Genomic DNA, 21972 nt, shown 5'->3' with positions numbered 1-21972 from the left:
TGCTGCGCCAAATACAGCTGTTCCTGATAGGGACTGAGCCCTTACAAAAAAGGATGTTCATGCTACGACACAGTCTTATCTACCTGTTACTGAGTATTTTGGTAGTACTCTTCGCAAAATACGCACATCTTGTTATTGTCTATGTTGATATGTTTTTTACCTACGTTAATTTGAAATTAACCCCTATATTCAGCCAAACAGGCTGGGGGCTTGTAGTTCGCAAAATTTTAGTTCTTGTCGTATTACCGGTAGTGATTACTGCCGTCCCAGCGCTTATTTACAAGTTCATCAAAGGAGGCAATATGCCTCACTTTATTGCGATTACTTGGATTATTTGGACAATCATTGTTTTAAGCGATATTTTGGTACTACGATAAGGAACAGGCATGGCAAAATTAATCAGTCAAATCAACACAAGTAGTCAAGAATTCAAAGAAAATCAAACAGCCATGCAATCCTTAGTGGATGAGTTACACAATCGAATTCAGTACATTGCTTTAGGCGGTGATGAAAAAGCACGTGCCCGTCATTTAAAACATGGTAAATTATTACCAAGAGAACGATTGCAGCAATTACTTGATCCTGGAAGTCCTTTTCTTGAACTATCCCAACTTGCAGCTTATCAAGTATATGACGATGTAGTCCCTGCTGCAGGAATTATCACAGGGGTCGGCTGGGTTTCAGGTATTGAGTGTGTTGTTGTTGTCAATGACGCCACGGTAAAAGGCGGTACTTACTATCCCTTAACAGTAAAAAAACACTTAAGGGCACAAGAAATCGCGCTAATGAATCATTTGCCCTGCATTTACCTGGTAGACTCCGGTGGAGCTTATTTGCCCCATCAAGATGAAGTCTTTCCTGATCGCGATCATTTTGGACGAATCTTTTTTAATCAAGCGCAAATGTCTGCGCAAAATATTCCGCAAATTGCAGTAGTGATGGGCTCTTGTACTGCGGGTGGCGCTTATGTTCCTGCAATGGCCGACGAATCAATTATGGTTAAAAATCAAGCCACGATTTTTCTTGGCGGACCACCTCTTGTCAAAGCAGCTACAGGTGAAGTCATCAGTGCTGAAGAATTAGGCGGTGCTGATGTCCATTGCAGGCATTCAGGCGTAGCTGATCACTACGCCGAACATGATGCCCATGCTCTTCATCTAGCACGAACCACTATAAGCAATTTAAATCGTAAAAAACCACATCAATTAACGCGGATTGAAACCGTAGAGCCACTCTATGACAGCAAAGAATTAAATGGCATAGTACCTGCTGACCCCCGAAAACCCTTTGATATTCGAGAAATTATTGCACGCATTGTTGATGGTTCTGAATTTGATGAATTTAAAGCGCTCTTTGGCACTACATTGGTTTGTGGCTTCGCACACTTATACGGTTATCCCATAGGAATTATTGCAAATAATGGCATCCTATTTAGCGAAAGTGCCTTGAAGGGAACCCACTTTATAGAACTTTGTTGCCAACGTAAAATTCCTTTATTGTTCCTGCAAAATATTACTGGTTTTATGGTTGGTTCTAAATATGAAGCCTCTGGTATTGCCAAACATGGCGCAAAAATGGTAACCGCAGTTGCCAATGCCAATGTTCCTAAATTTACAGTAATCGTTGGGGGTAGTTTTGGCGCAGGGAATTATGCCATGTGCGGACGTGCCTATAATCCTAATTTTCTCTGGTCTTGGCCTAACTCACGCATTTCAGTCATGGGAGGAGAACAAGCTGCTAATGTTTTGGCGCAAGTGAATCGAGACAAATTGGCAAAGCAAGGAAACGATTGGCCTGTAGAAGAGGAAGAACGCTTTAAAGAGCAATTACGCTCCCAATATGAGGCTCAGGGAAATCCTTATTATGCCAGCGCCCGATTGTGGGATGATGGTGTTATTGCCCCTCAAGATACACGCAAAGTATTAGGGTTAGGGTTATCAGCCGCATTAAATGCCCCTATTGAATCAACACGCTTTGGCGTATTTCGCATGTAAGGAGACACAAGGTGAGCGACTTGTTGTTTGAAATTCAAGATCACTTGTATTTACTCACTTTAAATCGTGTGAGTAAGCACAATGCTTTTGATAATCAGCTTTTAAGCGAGATGCAACATCAGCTTGATGCTGCTATTGCCAATTCTAATGTTCGTGTCATAGTGCTCAAAGCAAATGGAAAACATTTTTCTGCAGGGGCTGATTTAGCCTGGATGCAAAACATGGCACGTTATAATGAAGAAGAAAATCTCAAGGATGCCATGGTACTTGGTAATCTGATGTACACTTTAAATAAAAGCCCTAAACCCACTTTAGCTATGGTACATGGCTCTGCTTTTGGTGGTGGAGCAGGTCTTGCAGCGGCATGTGATATTACTATAGCTTCCCAATCAGCACGTTTTTGTTTTTCAGAAGTTAAATTGGGTCTTATACCGGCAGTAATTAGTCCATACGTCGTGCAAGCCGTTGGGGAACGTAGCGCTAAAGCATTATTTATGAGTGCTGAGGTTTTTGATGCAGCAAAGGCATTGTCATTACATTTAGTACAACACTGTGTTCCTGAGGAAAACTTGTTGGAATTTACACTTAATTATGCAAAACAAATCAGCAACAATGCACCCGATGCAGTCAGAGCATCAAAACAACTGGCAAGCTATGTAGCAAATAAAAAAATAAATGATGAACTTGTTTATTACACTGCTTCCTTAATCGCTCAAAAAAGAGTATCCGCTGAGGGACAACAAGGGCTTAATGCATTTTTAAAGAAAGAAACACCAAACTGGAATTAGTAGCCTGGGTGCAGCACAGCGAAACCCGGGATCGGTAAACGATGTATTCCCGGGTTCCGCTGTGCTGCACCCAGGCTATAAAGTACTCGGACTCCATTAAATGAGTTTAAGTGGTTATAAAAGTAAAAATTAGATGAGGCACTAATGTTTAATAAAGTTCTTATTGCCAACCGCGGTGAAATTGCCTGCAGAATTATCAAAACTGCTCAATCTATGGGCATACAAACAGTAGCTATTTATTCCTCGGTTGATAAAGACAGTCTGCATGTACGAAGTGCTGACAGTGCATATTGTGTTGGTGACGCACCTGCTAAAGACAGCTATCTGAATATCACTAACATTATTCATATTGCCAAGGAATGTGGAGCGCAAGCCATTCATCCCGGTTATGGATTTTTATCTGAAAACCCCGAATTTGCCAATGCATGTAAAGAAGCTGGCATTGTTTTTATTGGTCCTTCAGTCGAAGCAATGGAAGCAATGGCATCCAAACAATTAGCTAAACAATTACTGGAAAAAACCAAAGTCCCATTAACCCCGGGCTATCACGGCAGCGAACAAGCAGAAGACAAATTACTGGCTGAAGCAAAAAAAATAGGATTTCCTGTCCTACTCAAAGCGGCTAATGGCGGTGGTGGCAAAGGGATGCGTGCTGTTCATCACGAATCTGAGTTTAGTGCTGCTCTGGCCGGAGCAAAACGTGAATCAATGGCAAGTTTTGCCGATGACACAATGATTATAGAAAAACTGGTGCTTCATCCTCGTCATGTTGAATTACAAATCATGGCAGACAATCATGGCAATGTTGTTCATTTATTCGAACGCGATTGTTCTATTCAACGGCGACATCAAAAGATTATTGAAGAAGCTCCAGCACCCAATTTATCTGTTTCTTTACGACAAAAACTTGCTGAGGCAGCTTGTGAGGTAGCTCGATCTATAAAATACAGTGGCGCAGGTACTGTTGAGTTTTTAGTAGATGATTCAGAACATTTCTATTTTATGGAAATGAATACTCGGTTGCAGGTAGAACATCCAGTGACTGAAATGATTACCGGGCTTGATTTAGTCGCATGGCAGCTGAAAATTGCTGCCAATGAAACGTTACCTTTAACTCAAGATAGAATTCAAGCACATGGTCATGCTATCGAATGCCGTATCTATGCAGAGGATCCGCATCATGACTTTATTCCATCAATAGGACAAATCCACTTTTTGCAAGAACCTTCTGGAGATGGAATACGCATTGATACAGGGGTACAAATTTCATCACAAATTACTATGTACTATGATCCTATGATCGCCAAGCTTATCGTATGGGGGGCTAATCGCGATGAAGCATTGTCTCGATTAGGGCTTGCTTTATCCAGTTATTTTATTGGCGGAGTCAAAACGAACATTCCGTTTTTACAAGCGATTTGTCAACACGCCAAATTCAGGCAGGCAAAACTCAGTACCGATTTTTTAAGCCAGGAAGAAATCAAACTTCCAGCAACAGATAAGGAAATAGCCTTAGTCATGGCTGTGAGTTTTGATTATTTAAACAACATTAATACATTTCGGGATCCCTTATTGCAAGAAGCGTTTGCCTGGCAATCCCAAATATCAAGCCATTGGATATGGCGCTATAAAGATCAGGATGAATTGATTGAAGCATTTATCACGCCAATGGATAAAAACCACTTTAAAGTTCGATTCAAAACACAGGAACATTTGGTTTATGCTCATTTAACTGGCGATAAAATCTATATTGAAACAAAGAAACAAAAGCATCACGCTACAGTTGAAAATAAAAAACAATCTTTGACCTTGTATGCGAGTCAGGGGCAAATTACTATTGAGCGGTTTAACTGGGGAACACTTGGTGCGCAAACCAACGTTCATAAAGGACAGCTTACAGCACCAATGCCAGCAACTGTGGTCGCAATTTTAAAAAATATCGGTGAAAAGGTAAAAGCAGGTGAACGTTTAATCGTTTTAGAAGCAATGAAAATGGAACATACCATTCATGCCCCTACTGACGGCACTTTGTTGGATATATTCTATACCGTTGGTGCACAAGTGAATGAAGGAGAAGAACTGCTGTCATTAAGTGAAGAAGATTCTTAAAATATAGGTTTGGTCGTTAAAATATATTGCTGGATGAAACGAAACTAACTCAGAAGAGCATATGATTACAGGTTTGCTATACCACAGCAACGTATGACCACCTTGGAAAATTAAAAGAGATAATTATGGACTATCCGCAAAATGTAACCATTATAGAAGTAGGCCCGCGCGATGGCTTGCAAAATGAGTCTTCTTTTGTATCCAGCAAACACAAAATTGAATTAATCAATTTACTCAGTGAATCTGGCTTGCAATATATCGAAGTAACTAGTTTTGTATCTGCAAAAGCCATTCCACAACTGGCAGACCATAATGAAGTATTCCGTGCCATAGATAAAGTCCCATCCATACACTATTCTGCGTTAGTTCCTAATGAGCACGGCATGCTCAAAGCATTGGATGCTGGTGTTAAAGAAATTGCAGTATTTACTGCAGCAAGCGAACAATTTAACCAACGAAATATTAATTGCTCCATCGACGAAAGTATTTCTCGTTTTAAGTCCGTCCTTATTTTAGCAAAAGAAAAACACATCAAGGTACGAGGATATATTTCCTGTGTCCTTGGTTGTCCTTATGAAGGGAGTGTAGCTCCCGAAAGGGTAGTTGAAGTAACGAAAAAATTATTGGATTTGGGTGTAGATGAAATTTCATTAGGAGATACTATAGGTGTTGGAACTCCATATCAGACCCATCTATTACTCGAACAAATACTTAAATTATTGCCACTGAATCAATTGGCAATGCATTTTCATGACACTTACGGTCAGGCTATAGCAAATATTTATACTTCATTACAACACGGAGTCCACCGTTTTGACAGTTCAGTTGCTGGACTTGGTGGTTGTCCTTACGCACGTGGTGCAAGCGGTAATGTTGCTACCGAAGACGTTCTATACTTAATGCATGGTTTAGGAATAAATACAGGTGTAGATATATTTAAAATTGTGACGGCTGGCGACATGATCTGTAAAATTTTAGGACGTAAAAATCAATCAAAAGTCGCGAATGCAATGTTAGCAAATCCCTGTAATTAGAATATTTATCACGTTATACCCCACTTCTCCCAGACTGCCTCTGTTAATTATATAGAGTCTGGCTGAAATAAAATGATAAATAAAAGGTAATAGCTCAAATTCCTGTGTTCATTGAACGGTCGGATTTGAGGCTGAGCACTTACAATAAGAGAGAATGAAATGAATGACATCTTATGGAAGCCCAAATATCCTAAAAAAAGTAAAATGTGGCAATTTATGGAGTTCGCTGCCAAACAAAACAGTCAGATTTTTGAAAATTATCAAGATATGCATACCTGGTCCGTTAAGCATCCTGACTCCTTTTGGCCAACACTTTGTGATTTCTTTCATGTGCAGTTTAATACAGAACCTTACCAAATCCTGAATCATGAAAATGAAATGATAAACGCACATTGGTTTGCTGGGGCTCAATTTAATTTTGCTGAAAAACTGTTATCACGCAGAGATAAACATCCTGCTTTAATTAGCCTCAATGAAGACAACAGCAAACAAGTAATTAGTTACGAGCAGCTACATGATTTGGTTGCACAATGTGCAGCAGGTTTAAAAGCGATCGGAGTTACTGCCGGCGACAGAGTAGCTGCTTTAATGCCCAATACCGCACATACAATTATCGCCATGCTTGCTACTACCTCATTAGGAGCGATTTGGTCTTCTTGTTCCCCTGATTTTGGCGCTCAAGCCGCAATTGATCGCTTGGGCCAAATTGATCCTAAAGTATTGTTTATCTGTGATGGGCATCAATATCAAGGAAAAAAACACAGTGGGGCAGAAAAGATCAAACAACTGAATGATGCGATTAACTCACTCATCCAAATTGTAATTTGTCCTAATATAAACGAGTCCATCGATATTTCTGCACTGCCTAAAGCACAACATTGGAGGGATTTCCTTCGCCCAGCAAGTCATTGTGAATTTGTTGCCATGCCTTTTGAACATCCAGTTTACATTATGTTCTCATCAGGAACTACTGGAAAACCCAAATGCATTGTCCATGGAGCAGGAGGAACCCTATTACAACACCTTAAAGAATTAGGATTACATACCGATCTGCATGCTAAGGACAACTTATGCTTTTATACTACGTGCGGATGGATGATGTGGAACTGGACTGTTTCCGCACTTGCCCTAGGAGTGACTCTCACGTTATACGAAGGTTCTCCAACTTATCCAGAGAGCAATCGTTTATTCAAACTCATTGCGGAAGAACAGGTTACTGTTTTTGGTACGAGTGCCAAATTCATCTCTTCAGTAGAAAAAGAAGGAGTTAAACCCAAAGAAGAGTTTGATTTTACTCATTTGCGTTGCATCCTCTCTACAGGCTCCCCCCTTCTACCTAAAAACTATGATTACGTTTATGAACAAATCAAAAAGGACGTCCAGCTTTGTTCTATTTCAGGGGGGACAGACATCATTTCTTGTTTTGCCTTAGGTAATCCAATGCTGCCAATTTACAGAGGTGAATTGCAATGCTTTGGCCTTGGTATGGCTGTTGATGTCTTTGATGAACATGGACATCCCGTTCGTGAAAAACGTGGGGAATTAGTCTGTACTGCCCCCTTTCCATCCATGCCCGTAGGTTTTTGGAATGATCCCGAAAAAACCGCATATCAACACGCTTATTTCGGACGATTTCCCGGAATATGGGCTCATGGAGATTTTGCAGAGATTACCGCCCACAATGGATTAATCATTTATGGACGATCAGACGCTGTTTTAAATCCTGGAGGCGTGCGTATCGGTACCGCTGAAATCTATAGACAAGTAGAAAAAATAGATGAAGTGGTGGACAGCATTGTAATTGGTCAAGATTGGCAAGATGATGTGCGTATCGTTCTGTTTGTTAAATTACGTGACGATATGAAGCTCTCGGAAGAGTTAATAAATAAAATTCGCTTAACGATTCGTCAGAATGCCTCACCAAGACATGTACCAGCAAAAATATTGCAAGTTGCAGATATTCCTAGAACAATTAGTGGAAAAATAGTAGAAGTAGCTGTCAGGCAAGTCGTGCATGGCTTACCTGTAAATAATTTGCAATCTCTGGCAAATCCTCAGGCATTAGATTATTTTAAAAATCGCGAAGAATTACAACAATAAAAAATAGATGCTGCATTTTTACCAAAATGCAGCAGTACCATAACTATGAATAAAATTATCTCTTGAAAAATCTGTGAGCCCTTGCATGGCAATGAAAATTCTTAACCAATTTAACGACTTATTTTTGTATTTACTATAGCCCAGTGCTTAAATTGTCGCGTTCATCTGGATTTAAAGTCTCAGATTGCTCATATTCTTGTTTTACTTTACTTTTAAACTCACCCCACGATTTTGCAGAATCCAGTTCAAAGGCAGTTTTGTCTATTTTTGGACCATCATTCGTTGCATGCATCCTATGTGTATCCCACTTTGCGTTAAAATCCTGTTGTGCCTCAGGGCTCAAAGAATTGGCATAACATTTACTCAGCTGATTGATTTCAGACTTTTCATCTTTAAGTTCTTCAGTTGGTCGATTAACCCATGTAATTCTGAAACATTGTGGGGGTCCTGAAGAATAATGTGTTTGTACGTTATCAGGATTAACATTTAAACCAAGCCCTTTCATCAGGGAGATAGCTAAATCTTTCCCAGCCTCTTTGCCGCTTTTATCTTTACCTGAAGTAGGTAATCCTTTAATAATATCTATAAGTCCTTTTTGAAATCCTTCATCTACTTCTGCTGCTCTTTTCTTAATTTCTTGTTCTATAAACTGTTTTCTTTCTTCAGGATTTTGTATTCTCTCAGCTGCTTCACGTATTGCTTTAGCCCTTTTTTGTGCCTCTTGCCCAGCAAAAAGATAAGCCATTTGATTTGCAGGATCATCCTCATCAAAATGATAGCCATCAAATATCCACTTCCCATCTTTTTTTTGGAGTGACTTACTAGGACGAGGCATTATTTTTCTCCTGTATGCATATTTCGAAGGGGTTATTAATCTTGATAGTGAAACTTATATATTTTTAAAATAGGATACCCATCACAAATAATCAAGCAACATGATTCGATGTGTGGCACTGCTCCCACAAGCACCTGCTGCGTCGCTTACTCCAAAACTCATTCGTCACATTAAAACTCGAATAAAATTAGAGGTACTGCATTTGTTTATACCAAGAACTTGTGTATAATGCTGCAATGGCGTCGATTTGAAATTCAGCTTGCGGACGCTCAAAAAAGAGTTCTTTTTTGAAAATACGGCTAAAGCGGATATGATTACATTCCTCTAAGTCTTCCGTCCGCATGCATAATCTCAGGTTATAATAATGATTGAATTAAGTGGATTATCCAAATCCTTTTCGGGTAAATCTGTTCTGCGTGACATTAATCTATTTATCCAAGAAGGTGAAATTTTCGGAATCATTGGTAAAAGTGGTGCTGGGAAATCAACCTTATTAAGATGCATTAATCTTCTAGAACGGCCTGATGAAGGCCATGTCATTATTGATAACCAATATTTGACGCGTCTTTCAAGAAAAGATTTGGCTTTAGCGCGCCACAAAATGGCAATGATTTTTCAACAATTCAATTTACTCAACTCCAAAAATGTTTATGACAACATCGCACTCCCCATGCGCATTCAAGGAATTGACGAAGAGGTCGTTCGTAATAAAATCGAAGAATTATTGCCAATTGTCGAATTAAACGATAAAAAACTGGCATACCCTGCCCAACTCAGTGGCGGGCAAAAACAAAGAGTGGCTATTGCTCGTGCCTTAAGTTGCTCACCTAAAATTCTGCTTTGCGATGAGGCAACCTCAGCATTAGACCCCGAAACAACAGACTCTATTTTAGCGTTGCTAAAAAAAATTAACGCGCTTTATGGCATCACTATAATCCTTATTACTCATGAAATGGATGTAGTGAAGCGTATTTGTAACCGGTTGGCGGTAATGGTTGATGGCGAGTTGGTTGAAACCACCGCCCTTGCTAATGTATTTAATAAAAAAGACAGCCTGGCTCGAAGTATGCTTTATGCGCAACTCAGCCCCCAATTGCCCGAATGTCTTACTAAAAGACTCGCAGATTACGTAACCGATAAACCTTTACTGCGCTTATTCTTCCAGGGTGAAGAAGCAACAGTACCTTTTATTAGTCAAACAAGTCGTGAGTTAAATCTGGACATTAACATCTTGCTGGCCAATATAGATCGTTATGATACGGTAACCTGTGGCGTTGTGGTTGTTGAATTAACTGCACATCAATTTTTACTTGAGGCATTTATCGAACGCTGTGAAAAAGCCAATTTAACTGTGGAGGTTTTAGGTTATGTCCTTCCCGATGGCATATGATTTAATCATTGCAACATGTGAAACACTGTATATGGTAGCTATCAGTACTTTATTTGCAATTATACTCGGCTTGCCTTTAGGAACCTGGCTCTATTCGTCCAGTCACATTAAACCAATGCCTAAAGTGTATAAAGCATTGTCTGCCTTCATTAACATGGCGCGCTCCATACCTTTTATTATTTTATTAGTAGCAATTATTCCATTCACCCGGCTCATCGTTGGTACTTCAATTGGAATGAATGCAGCCATAGTACCCCTTACTCTTGGCGCAACACCCTTTTTTGCTCGATTGGTAGATAATGTTTATCGTAGCTTACCTTTAGGCCTTATCGAAACAGGGTATTCAATGGGCGCGAACACCCAACAAATTATCTTGCATATTTTATTACCCGAAGCGAAGCCTGCGTTAATTCATGCTATTACTGTTACAGCGATTACATTAGTGAATTATTCAGCAATGGCAGGAACTGTTGGTGCTGGCGGTCTGGGTACTTTGGCAATTAACTATGGTTACCAACGTTTTGATGCCGGAGTCATGATATCGACAGTAATTATTTTGATTGTGATGGTACAACTGATGCAAATGGCCGGAGATTATCTGGCAAAACGTTTTTTACATAACTAGGGGCTGCTTCCATTTCGCTAGCTTGAGCTAAAATGGTCTGATTTCCAAGTACCGAAGCACCGCATACACGGGGGATGTGAGCATATGAACGCAGAAAATCAGCACAGTTTAGCCAAGATAGTAGGAATGGAAATAAACCCTGTATTATTTTTTTGGAGTATTAAATGCGGATTTTAGCTTATGGCGTTTTATTATTGAGTCTTGTTGCATGTAACAAGCCGTCACCAAATACTTTGGTAATAGGAACCATTGCTGGTCCTGAAACTGAACTGGTAGAAACAGCAAAAGAAGTAGCAAAGAACAAATACGACTTAAATATAAAAATTGTAACTTTCAATGATTACAATTTACCCAATGAAGCATTACAAGATGGAAGCTTGGATGCGAATGTCTACCAACATTTACCTTACCTTAATAGTTCTGTTAAAGCCCATGGATATACTTTAGAGGCAATAGGTAGAACATTTGTTTACCCCATGGGAATTTATTCTAAAAAATATACTTCATTACAGCAACTGCCTGAAAAAGCAGTAATTGCCCTCCCCAACGACCCCAGCAATGAAATGCGAGCACTCCAATTATTGGAAAAAGCACACTTGATTACCTTAAAACCCACTGAAAATACCGGTCTAAAAGATATTGCAACAAATCCACATAACCTGCAGTTCAAAGAAATGGATGCCGCACAATTACCAAGAGTTTTACCCGATGTGGATGCAGCAGTAATCAATACAACCTTTGCCTTACCTGCAGGTCTGAATCCTTCAAGTGATGCTTTATTTACTGAAGATAAAAACTCCCCTTATGCCAATATCATCGTCATTCGCAGCAACTCTCCTAAAAAAGAACAACTGGAACTATTTGTTAAAGCGTTAAACTCTGAAGAAGTTAAAGAAAAGGCTAAAGTTTTATTTGGAGACTCAGCAATTCCTGCTTGGTAGGCTCTATGTTAGATTTTAAAGCCCGGGTAAAGCGAACTTTCTTTTGACCACATCCCATCTCTGCTACACCCGGGTCCAGTGTGTTAGCGTAGATCTTCTGGATCCCGCGGACAAGTCCTGAGCGTTCCTCAGAAAATTTAACCAGGTAGAACTCATTAGTTACTTGAATCCATCCAGTCTAAGGAATGGTCGACCCTATATCGAAGTTAAAAAGGCTGTCATCCCTGCGAATTTAGGGGACCCATCCATCAAAATAGTTCATTACTCAAATTAATAAGCCACTGAGGATTGGTTCACTCACTTAAAGGCAATGTTCCATTTTCTTTTCACTTTTAATTTGTTTTTCCCAGTATATTGTAAATGGGTCCCCTGCCTACGCAGGGATGACAGTCTTTCATGCATCACTGTAGATGTAGAATATGTATTTTCCTGTTTCGAACTCTCAGGGACAAAACGCATGACGTTGGTGTCGCGATGGACTGATTTTTCAGAGATGCCTATAAGATTCAGGTGAAGCGAAGCTCGTCATTCATGAGGGTAGGACGCAAATAGGCCAAAAAGGGCAGTTTTATGTTCAAAAATTAGCTCAATTTACCTTATCTTAACAATTTTTACCATTCGGACCCTAATTCTCTCTTAATGAATCGGTGTTATACTTATAAAAGTGTTATACTTTATAAAAAAGAGAGCTTCTGAGGTACCATTCTATGCCTTCATTGAGACAAGCATTATATAATATACTTAAATCTAGACGATTCTTGGATCAATTTTCTGAACAAGAACAGGAAAGAATTTTACAAAATTATCGCGACTCTATTGGATTAACTCAAAATCTTACCTTTGGAGCAGAGGCTTTGAAGGCTCATGCCGATAAGCGACTCCAAAATTCTTCAGGTTTTACGACAAAAGTAGGTCCAAATGAGGAAGATACTTTTGCAAAATTAATCCAAGGAGATAATCCTCCTGAGAAACAAGAAGTTAGAACAGCATTCGAAAACCTATTGAAACCTAAAGAGTTTTATACAGATGCTCAAGAGACATATAAAGACTCAATGGAGTTCTTTAAAAAACGGATCAACCAAATTCCTGAGCTTACAGTAGATAAAACCCGAGGCTATCTTGAACAAATTAATCAGCGAGGCAGAAAGGCGATAGAAGCCCAGCAAAAAAAAGAACTGGAGGATTTTAAAGCTGCACTAGATAGTACGCTCCCCGGTGCGCTCTCAGAAAAAATCAAAAAAGCCTTAGGCAAAACTACTGAAGAAGTAGAAACAATAAAAAAAGATTTAATAGCAGAGATGGAAAAAAAACATGCAGAGCAACTTTCTGCATTTAACGACTCTGCTAAAGAAAACCTGACTATACTCGATAAAGCTTCTGCTCTTGAAAATAAACGTGTTATTTTCTCTGGTATGTTGGAAAGCTGGCAAGATCAACTCAGTGCATCCGATAGAGACAGAATGGATAAGGAAATGGAGCGGGCAAGGGAAGAGAATCGTAAAAAACGAGGTATAACCCTGCCAGAAAGAAATACAACAGCTTATGTAGATTTTGAAAATCAAACAATTTCCGCCATAGATCCAAACGATTTAGATTTTATCATTTCCTTATCTGGATCTGAGATAAAACAGCAAAAGGGAACAAAAGAAGGCGAACCCGGTATTTGGACTGTAGAGATGTCATCACGCATCTTTTCTCCTTTTTACTATTTAAGCAATAAAGAAAATCCTAAGGTAGACATGTTGACTATGGCTCAAGCAGTAAGAGCTTCTGGGTTTGACTCAATCACCATGACGATTAATTTCGACGATAAGAAAACCCTAAAAGACAGAGCGAAACAAGCCTATGAAGCAGCACTTGAAGCGGGCTTTGATCCAGCGCCACTACCTGGACAAGAGAAAGTAGATGAAAAAGAGCGGAAAAAAGGCATTCATCTAATAGATAAATCCACGGGCAAGGAAATTGATCCAAGAGACATCTTCTCTGCTAAGGAATTGCAAATGCTTCATGAAAAGGCAGCACAAAGACGTCAAAAGCTCAGTGAATTAGTCAAAGAAGAGCCTAAGAAAGAACCTCCAGAAGTAACCACCAGACAATTTCGTGAAGAAATCGATAAGGGAAGGATTCAGGCAAAAATGACAGGAAAAACCAAGGAAGAGATAGAGGCAGAAGAACAAAAAATAAGTAGAAAAGAAGCCGAACGCGAGCAAGAGATACAAGGTATTCTCGGTCATTAACTACAATCCTGGTTTTGATTTTTTAAAATTAAAACTAGGATTCTCATTCTCTGGTAATTTCTCCAAAATATGGTCAAAAAATTCCACTATTCCCCCAACTTAATTTCTGTTATTTTGTAAGATTAACTACGGGTTAGGCTAAGGAGATAGCTATGGATGCTCGTGAATTTGAAGAAGACGTGAACGATACGGAAGAGTTCGGTGTCGACACACTCCTAACTACGGAAACCAATCCTTCGACTAAATTGGAACGAAGAAGAAGAATAGAAGACTTATTTGAAGAAAAACGTCTCCGAGAAGAACTTTCTGAATATGGTTAACCGTGTAGCTTGAGCCTGGGTGCAAGGCAGCGGAAACCGGGGTTGGGAGATTTATATCAGAAACCAGGTTTCCGCTGCCCTGTACCCAGGATAAAATTTACCCTGGCTTAGAAAAGTAAATATCAAACCGCACTGTTTTTCCCTCTACCGCTGCATGTGCAGGCAATAAAGGTTTTGTTTTTTGCGGCCATTTTACTACTACTTTTTGCTTGGTCCGAGTTATCGCCAATTGAATGAGTTCGAGTGCGTCTTCATCAGCGCCTATTATTTGTTGTAACGCTTGCATTTCTTTTTTTACCAATGCTGATTTACTACGTTCTGGGTGCATGGGATCAATGTAAATCACGTCAGGATAGTCTTGTTCTGCTAAGGAGCTCAAATAGGAATAAGCATCTACGGCACGAAGCATCAAATGCAGTGGACGTTGCTCTAACTCATTTCTGCGAACTAAAGCATCTGATAATAAAAAAGCCATAACTGGATGACGTTCAAGCATTAATACTTCAGCACCAAAACTGGCTAAAATGGCAGAATCACGCCCCCAGCCTGCAGTTGCATCAATAATTTTAAGCCCCGGAGAGGGTTTGCAGGCACGAACTAATCCTTGCTTTTTTCCCTCAGACTTTCTTTTACTCCAAAAAGCAGCACTGAATTCAGCAAAAATTGGGGAAAAACCAGGTATTTTTAATGACAGTTTATCTTTAGTAACATAGAGACAAAGATTTGCATTTTTTTCTAAAACAAAATTCAATTGTTTTGCAATTGCTTGTGCTTTATCGTGCAGATCCTCGTGCTCATAGCCTACTACAGAAATATTGATCATAGTTGATTTATTGAATTGTAGCCTAGGGGGAGCGCAGTAAACCCGGGCAATAAATCGTATTTTTCCAGGTTCCGCTGCGCTTCACCTGCTCTCTTGATCTCATCTATGCCTACGCTCCCCGACTTGTCCACGGAGTTCAGTGTTTTAGCATAGATCACCTGGATCCCGCGGACAAGCCGCGGGACGTCGGAATAGAACTGGAATAGTTTCTCAGCGATGTGTAGAAGATTCATGCGCTTCACCCAGGCTACATCTGCATCAATTACCCCATCTGCAATAATGAAATATCAGCAACTCCTTGCAATAGCTCCTGCAATCGAGCGAGAAGTGCTAAACGATTTGCTTTTATTGCTGGGTCCTCCACCATCACCATTACTTTATCAAAGAAAAGATCTACCGGTTCTTTAAGGCTGGCAAGTAATTTAAGTAATGGACCATAATCAGCAGAACGATATAAAGGTTCTACCGCGCGTGCAATTTGATTGATATGGATATATAAAAACTTCTCCGGTTCTTCCTCAAAAAGTTGTTCATTAACAGGTGACAAAGTTTGTCCTCCTGCTTGAGAAAGCAGATTATTCACCCGCTTGCATGCAGCAGAAAGAGAAGCTGCTTCAGGGAGTTTTACGAACAACTGCAGCGCACTCAAACGCTTGTCCAGATCATACAACCAGTCATCTTGGCGAGCTCGTACGGCATGTACCAAATCAATACTTAATCCTTGGCCTTGGTAATGAGATTGTAACCGTTCGAGAATAAAAGATTTCAATTCATTCAATAGGTTAGGCTCAACGGATATCGGAGTGCCATAATGAATCATTGCTTGCTCAATTAATGTACTTAAATTGAGTTGTGCTGGTGTTGCACTAAGTAAACGGACAACAGCTAAAGCATGACGGCGTAATTTAAATGGATCTTTTACTCCGGAAGGTTTTTGGCCTATACCAAAAATACCAACTAAAGTATCGATCCGGTCTGCTAAAGATAAAGCCAAACCCAAATCAGATTCCGGTAAACTGTCTGCAGCAAAACGTGGCATATATTGTTCATTTAAAGCTTGGGCAACTATTTGATCTTCACCATCATTGAGTGCGTAATAATATCCCATTAATCCCTGTAACTCAGGAAACTCACCAACCATTCCTGTCAACAAATCACATTTACTCAACTGTGCAGCACGTTGTGCCTGTTCTAAGTTCAAATGTATAGCAGGGCTCAAATAAGTCATTAGAGCTTCAATTCGTAACGCTTTATCTTGTAAACTTCCTAATTTTGCTTGAAAAACAACCTGTTCTGTACCTGAAATATGCTGACTTAAAGGCTGTTTTTTATCTTGTCGGAAAAAGAAGGCTGCATCACTTAAACGTGCTCGCATCACTTTTTCATTCCCTAAAATTACTTGTTTTGGATTGGTGCTCGCAATGTTCGAAACCGTAATAAAATGGGGTAGTAACTTTCCTTGTTTATCCTTTAAAGCAAAACACTTTTGATGGGATTGCATCGACGCAATTAATGATTCAGCAGGAACTTCGAGGAATTCTTTTTCAAAATTAGCCATTAAAGCCTGAGGCCATTCAACAATTGAAGTTACCTCATCAAGCAAATCTTCAGGCATGATTGCAATAGCCTGAATGGATGCTGCTAATTCCTCAACTTGCTTTTTAATCATTTGCTTTCGAGTTACGAAATCAGCAATAACAAAAGCTTCCTTCATTTGGGATTCATAGCTTTGTGCTGAGTTAATTGCAATGTGTTGTGGATGGTGAAAACGGTGTCCGCAACTAGTGCGACCACTTTTAATTCCTAAAAGAGCATGCTCAATTACTTTATCACCGTAAAGCATCACTGCCCAATGTACAGGGCGAGCAAACTCTTCATCCCCTGCTCCCCAGCGCATGGGTTTAGCAATAGGCAAGGCAGCCAGGGATTGACTAATTAAAACAGGTAACAAATCTTTGGTTTTATTACCCTGGCTTTGCGTTTCATAAACAATCCACCCCCCTTTTTCGGTTTCGATTCGAGAAAGTTGCTCTACTTCTACGCCACATGATTTGGCAAAACCAAGTAAAGCAGGTGTTGGTTTACCCTCCTTATCGTAAGCAGCAGGTAACGCAGGACCCCGACGGGTAACACTCTGGCATTTTTGCTCTTCTTGCAAATCCAAAATAGTAATCGCGATACGTCTTGGGGTAGCAAAACGCTTAACTTGCCCATAGCTTAATTGCGCTTTATCCAAAGAAGCCAATAATTGATTAGCAAATTCATCAGCTAAAGGCCAAACTGAACCAGAAGGTAATTCTTCACAACCCAATTCAAAAATAAAATCATTGACCATCACACACCTTTTGGTTAAGCATCGGGAAGCCCAAAGCCTCACGCGCCTGGTAATAAGCCTGCGCTACTGCTCTTGATAAATGTCTTACACGTAAAATATAGCGCTGTCTTTCGGTAACGGATATCGCTTTGCGCGCATCAAGTAAGTTAAATGAATGTGATGCTTTGATTACCATTTCATAAGCCGGAAGCGGTAATTGTAACGCGATTAGTTTTTGTGCTTCACTTTCATAATAATCAAATTGTTTAAATAACTCTTCTACATTAGCATGCTCAAAGTTATAAGCAGACATCTCCACTTCATTTTGATGGAATACGTTGCCATAAGTTATTATGCCATTGGCTGTATTACTCCAGGGCAGATCAAATAAATTATCCACTCCTAATATATACATTGCCAAACGTTCTAAACCGTAAGTTAACTCACCAGTTACTGGTGAACATGCCAAGCCACCAGCCTGTTGGAAATAGGTAAATTGGGATACTTCCATTCCGTTTTGCCAAACTTCCCATCCTAGACCCCATGCACCTAAAGTAGGTGACTCCCAATTATCCTCAACAAAACGAATATCATCCGCTAAGGGATCCACTCCCAGTGCACGTAATGAATCTAAATATTTATCCTGTATATCTAAAGGAGAAGGTTTGAGTACTACCTGAAATTGGTAATAATGTTGTACACGATTTGGGTTATCCCCATAACGACCATCAGTAGGTCTTCGAGAGGGCTGTACATAAGCAGCCGACCAAGGTTCAGGTCCTATTGCTCGCAAGAAGGTTGCCGGATGAAAAGTACCCGCGCCAACCTCCATATCAAAAGGTTGTAAAATGACACATCCTTGAGCAGCCCAATATTGCTGCAGAGTGAGAATAATGTCCTGAAATGTAGATGGTTTTGTCATGAAGATCTCAACATATTCTAGGTAAAAGCCGAAACCCGAACTTCGGGAATTGTTTGCAGAGAAGAGATATTCCTGGGTTAGGGACTCACCTTCACCCAGGTTGCTACTGTACTTATGAATTACCTGCTGCTTTCTTAATTAACTCTTGTAGCGACTCTTCACTGGCAGCACCAGGTATAAATGATGGCTCAGAACCCGCTTTAAATTGACCATTTGGAGTTGAGGCAATTATAAATGCTGGAGTTCCCATCAGATGTAACTTTTCTGCTAATTCACGGTTTGCGTCTAAAATAGCGGTTACTTCCTTGCTTTGCATATCAGTCTTAAATTTTTTCATATCCAAGCCTAAAGACTTAGCAGTAGACATAACGATTTGATCATTTAAGCGTTTGTCAATAGATATCAATGCATTATGCATCACTTGATATTTACCTTGCATACCCGCAGCTAAAGCAGCTCTGGAAGCTAACTCAGAGCTCTTACCAAAAATGGGGAACTCTTTATAAATGACGCGCAAATCACTGTCTTTCTTAATCAGGCTGTCAATAATTGGTGACATTTTTTTGCAATGAATGCATTGATAATCAAAAAACTCTACTATGGTCACATTACCTTTAGGATTGCCTACAACAGTAGTTTTTCCTTGGAATAACTGATCTGTATTTTCTTTAATTGCAGATTGTGCTTGTTGCTGCATATTTTGTTGTTGTTTTTGTTGCAGCGCTTGTGACGCTTCCAAAAGCACTTCTGGATTCGCTACTAAATAGTCGTGCACTACTTTTTCAATTTCCTTTTTTTGTGCATCAGACATAGGAGTTGTATTATTGGTATCTGCTGCCATAATTGCAGGTGATACTAAAGATGCTGCCAGCGCTCCTACTGTTAATAAATTTGTAAATTTCACACAGTTCCCCTTTTTTAATAGTTAACATAATACCAACAACTTTCCAATCGGCACCCTAGCATCCGCTTGAAGAAAATTCAATAGGGTCTGTTTACAATTCTACTATCTTGAGTCCAAATGGCGGATTGTAAAAAGCCCCTAGCTAATGTGTTATTGCATTAATTTTTGTATCGCAGAATTATAAAGGTTAATAATGGACATCGCTGCCATTAAGTGAAGTGGATATTTCTCCGGCCTACGTTCCGCGATTGTTCGCGGAATCCATGAATCTGACTCTGTAGCTGGATCCCGCGAACAAGTCGCGGGACGTAGGAAGAACTATCTTCTCCTAACTTAATGGCAATGTAGCGAAGCATAACCCAATATTATATCGAATTAAATCCAATTTGCCCACCAGACTAACTCACTACATTTCAACAGCTAAATTAGCATAAGCTAAAACAAGCCATTTAACCCCATGCTCGCTAAACTTCACTTGAACACGAGTATGGGCCCCACTTCCTTCTACTGCCAGGACTACCCCTTGACCAAATTTTGCATGAGTCACACTTTGGCCTAAAGACAACCCTGAAGTTTCCGGCACAATGGAGGGTTTATTTCGGGATATAACTGGTGCTTGAAATTTCGCCTTGACGCGAATTTCATCAAGTAATTCTTGAGGTAGTTCCCTTAAAAACCGTGAAGGCCGATGGTATTCTTCTCGCCCGTATTGTCGTCTTATTTCAGCATAAGATAAAACCAGTTTGCGCATCGCACGTGTCATGCCCACATAACATAAACGACGCTCTTCCTCCAAACGCCCAGGCTCTTCTAAAGACTGCTTTCCTGGAAATACCCCCTCCTCCATGCCTACTAAAAATACAATGGGAAACTCAAGGCCCTTAGCAGCATGCAAAGTCATCAAATGTACGTAACGCTCATGTTCTCCCGCCTGCATTTCTCCAGCTTCCAAAGAAGCATGTGCCAAGAATGCATTCACTAAAGGAATTTCTTCTTCCTCCTCTTGCTCATAACGAAATTGTTTTGCAGCATTGATTAATTCTTGTAAGTTATCCAGTCGGGACTCCGATTTATCCCCTTTGATTTTGCTGAAATGAGCATACAATCCACTCAACTGAATTACTACCGATAATTGCTCGTCTAATTCCATTGCTGCTGTATTATGTTGCAACTGTTCGATTAACTCGATGAATTTTGATAGTGCAGAACCTGCCCGTTGTGCCATTCCACCTGATTGTAATACTTTTTTTGCTGCCAGCCATAAAGAGCACTGTTCTGATTTGGCATAATGACGCAGTTCATCAAGCGTTTTTTCACCTATACCTCGGGTGGGGAAATTAACGATGCGCTCAAAGGCAGTATCATCATCGGGATTAACCAATAACCGTAAATAAGCCAAGGCATCTTTTACTTCGGCACGGTCAAAGAAACGTAATCCACCATAAATACGATAGGCAATGCCAGCACGTAATAACGCCTCCTCTAAAACCCTGGATTGAGCATTGGAGCGATATAAAATAGCAATTTCATCAGCACTTATACCTTGACTGATTTCCATCATAATTCGTTCGCAGACAAAGCGCGCTTCCTCAAGCTCATTAAAAGCACTGTAGACCAGAATTTTTTCTCCAGTGGCTCCATTTGTCCACAGGTCTTTTCCCATCCGTGAATTATTATGCGTAATTAATGCATTTGCTGCATCGAGTATCGTTGCTGTTGAACGATAATTTTGTTCCAATCGAATAATTTGTGTGTTTTTAAAATCATTAGCAAATTGCTGAATATTCTCAACCTTGGCTCCACGCCAACCATAAATGGATTGATCATCATCACCTACAGCCAAAACAGCAGCATGCTCACCAGCAAGAAGACGTATCCATGCATACTGAATTGTATTGGTATCCTGAAACTCATCTACCAATATTGCTTGAAAACGTTGACGATAATGGGCAAGAATCTCTGGGTTATCGCGCAATAACTCATGAGTCCGCAATAACAATTCCGCGAAATCAATCACTCCCGCTGTCTGACAGGCTTGCTCATATGCGCTATAGATGTTGAGCAACGTTTTACCTGGCCCATAAGGCAACGTATGTACGTGTTGAGGTCGTATCCCTTCATCCTTGCGTCCATTAATAAAGGATTGAGCCTGTTTCACTGGCCATTGCTCCGCGTCGAGATTTAATGAACCAATTACTCGCTTTACCAGACGTGCTTGATCTTCAGAATCTAAAATATGAAATAGTTCAGGCAAATGAGCTTCTTTATAATGTCGACGGAGCAAACGATGACACAGTCCATGAAAAGTTCCAACCCATAATCCCAGTACAGGTGCACTTAACATACTGCTTAATCGTGCCCTCATTTCACCAGCAGCCTTGTTTGTAAAAGTTACTGCAAGAATCCCATGCGGTGAAATATGTTCTTCTTCAATGAGCCAGGCAATACGGCTGACCAAAACTTTCGTTTTACCACTCCCTGCCCCAGCGAGGACCAGCGTATTGCCGAGTGGAGAAGTAACTGCTTCACGTTGTCGTTCATTCAATCCTTTAAGAATTGCAGCAAGTGTCATAAATAAAGTCCAGGAAAAAAAAGATGCTGTATTCTATTAATAGATCCCACTCTCTCGCAAGCGA

At 40.1% G+C, this 21972-nt stretch carries 17 protein-coding genes; 11 read left to right on the top strand and 6 right to left on the bottom strand.

Annotated elements, in window-relative coordinates:
- The first annotated feature begins 59 nt into the window (after nt 1–59).
- The 6 genes from LXO92_RS08825 (at nt 60) to LXO92_RS08800 (ending at nt 8025) form a co-directional block, all read left to right on the top strand.
- On the top strand, nt 60–377 hold the full coding sequence (locus LXO92_RS08825) for a hypothetical protein (RefSeq protein ID WP_182352317.1): 318 nt from the start codon (nt 60–62) through the stop codon (nt 375–377).
- A 9-nt stretch (nt 378–386) separates the two neighbouring features.
- On the top strand, nt 387–1994 hold the full coding sequence (locus LXO92_RS08820; protein ID WP_232890801.1) for a carboxyl transferase domain-containing protein: 1608 nt from the start codon (nt 387–389) through the stop codon (nt 1992–1994).
- A gap of 11 nt (nt 1995–2005) precedes the next feature.
- Nucleotides 2006–2782 (top strand): enoyl-CoA hydratase-related protein, encoded by a 777-nt coding sequence (locus LXO92_RS08815; protein ID WP_182352313.1) that lies wholly within the window; start codon nt 2006–2008, stop codon nt 2780–2782.
- A 144-nt stretch (nt 2783–2926) separates the two neighbouring features.
- Nucleotides 2927–4891: an acetyl/propionyl/methylcrotonyl-CoA carboxylase subunit alpha gene (locus tag LXO92_RS08810; protein ID WP_232890800.1), complete on the top strand. Its 1965-nt coding sequence runs from the start codon at nt 2927–2929 to the stop codon at nt 4889–4891.
- A gap of 125 nt (nt 4892–5016) precedes the next feature.
- Nucleotides 5017–5925 (top strand): hydroxymethylglutaryl-CoA lyase, encoded by a 909-nt coding sequence (locus tag LXO92_RS08805; protein WP_182352310.1) that lies wholly within the window; start codon nt 5017–5019, stop codon nt 5923–5925.
- A gap of 159 nt (nt 5926–6084) precedes the next feature.
- Complete coding sequence (locus LXO92_RS08800; RefSeq protein WP_232890799.1) at nt 6085–8025, top strand: acetoacetate--CoA ligase; 1941 nt, start codon at nt 6085–6087, stop codon at nt 8023–8025.
- A gap of 133 nt (nt 8026–8158) precedes the next feature.
- Here LXO92_RS08800 and LXO92_RS08795 read toward each other — a convergent pair whose 3' ends face one another.
- Nucleotides 8159–8860 carry a hypothetical protein gene (locus tag LXO92_RS08795; RefSeq protein WP_232890798.1) on the bottom strand — a complete coding sequence of 234 codons (702 nt, stop codon included), beginning with the start codon at nt 8858–8860 and terminating at the stop codon, nt 8159–8161.
- Between the two features lie 364 nt (nt 8861–9224).
- On the opposite strand from LXO92_RS08795, the gene LXO92_RS08790 reads away from it, so the two are divergent.
- From LXO92_RS08790 to LXO92_RS08770, 5 genes are all read left to right on the top strand, one after another.
- Nucleotides 9225–10250 carry a methionine ABC transporter ATP-binding protein gene (locus LXO92_RS08790; protein WP_182352306.1) on the top strand — a complete coding sequence of 342 codons (1026 nt, stop codon included), beginning with the start codon at nt 9225–9227 and terminating at the stop codon, nt 10248–10250.
- Nucleotides 10228–10875, top strand: a complete 648-nt coding sequence (locus LXO92_RS08785; RefSeq protein ID WP_182352305.1) for a methionine ABC transporter permease — start codon at nt 10228–10230, stop codon at nt 10873–10875. The genes LXO92_RS08790 and LXO92_RS08785 overlap by 23 nt, the downstream gene beginning before the upstream one ends.
- Before the next feature lie 164 nt (nt 10876–11039).
- Nucleotides 11040–11816, top strand: a complete 777-nt coding sequence (locus tag LXO92_RS08780; protein ID WP_182352304.1) for a MetQ/NlpA family ABC transporter substrate-binding protein — start codon at nt 11040–11042, stop codon at nt 11814–11816.
- Nucleotides 11817–12523: 707 nt separating this feature from the next.
- Nucleotides 12524–14053, top strand: coding sequence for a hypothetical protein (locus tag LXO92_RS08775; protein WP_182352303.1), 1530 nt, complete (start codon nt 12524–12526; stop codon nt 14051–14053).
- Nucleotides 14054–14205: 152 nt separating this feature from the next.
- Entirely contained in the window at nt 14206–14373 is a 168-nt protein-coding gene (locus LXO92_RS08770) for a PA3496 family putative envelope integrity protein (protein WP_182352300.1), read from the top strand.
- 97 nt (nt 14374–14470) lie between these two features.
- Here the strand turns inward: LXO92_RS08770 and LXO92_RS08765 are convergent, their stop codons facing one another.
- The 5 genes from LXO92_RS08765 to uvrD form a co-directional block, all read right to left on the bottom strand.
- Nucleotides 14471–15196: a class I SAM-dependent methyltransferase gene (locus LXO92_RS08765; RefSeq protein WP_182352298.1), complete on the bottom strand. Its 726-nt coding sequence runs from the start codon at nt 15194–15196 to the stop codon at nt 14471–14473.
- A gap of 262 nt (nt 15197–15458) precedes the next feature.
- The gene (gene glyS, locus LXO92_RS08760; RefSeq protein ID WP_182352296.1) at nt 15459–17531 is read right to left on the bottom strand and encodes a glycine--tRNA ligase subunit beta; all 2073 of its coding nucleotides are present in this window, start codon (nt 17529–17531) and stop codon (nt 15459–15461) included.
- Entirely contained in the window at nt 17521–18432 is a 912-nt protein-coding gene (glyQ, locus tag LXO92_RS08755; RefSeq protein ID WP_182352295.1) for a glycine--tRNA ligase subunit alpha, read from the bottom strand. The genes glyS and glyQ overlap by 11 nt, the downstream gene beginning before the upstream one ends.
- 112 nt (nt 18433–18544) lie before the next feature.
- Nucleotides 18545–19336: a DsbA family protein gene (locus LXO92_RS08750; protein ID WP_182352293.1), complete on the bottom strand. Its 792-nt coding sequence runs from the start codon at nt 19334–19336 to the stop codon at nt 18545–18547.
- A gap of 406 nt (nt 19337–19742) precedes the next feature.
- Nucleotides 19743–21908 carry a DNA helicase II gene (gene uvrD / locus LXO92_RS08745; protein ID WP_232890797.1) on the bottom strand — a complete coding sequence of 722 codons (2166 nt, stop codon included), beginning with the start codon at nt 21906–21908 and terminating at the stop codon, nt 19743–19745.
- Between the last annotated feature and the right edge of the window lie 64 nt (nt 21909–21972).

The sequence above is a fragment of the Legionella resiliens genome (assembly GCF_021344005.1).
GTDB lineage: Bacteria > Pseudomonadota > Gammaproteobacteria > Legionellales > Legionellaceae > Legionella > Legionella resiliens.
Note: the sequence above shows the minus strand (reverse complement) of the source record. Positions and strands in the feature narration are given on the sequence as shown.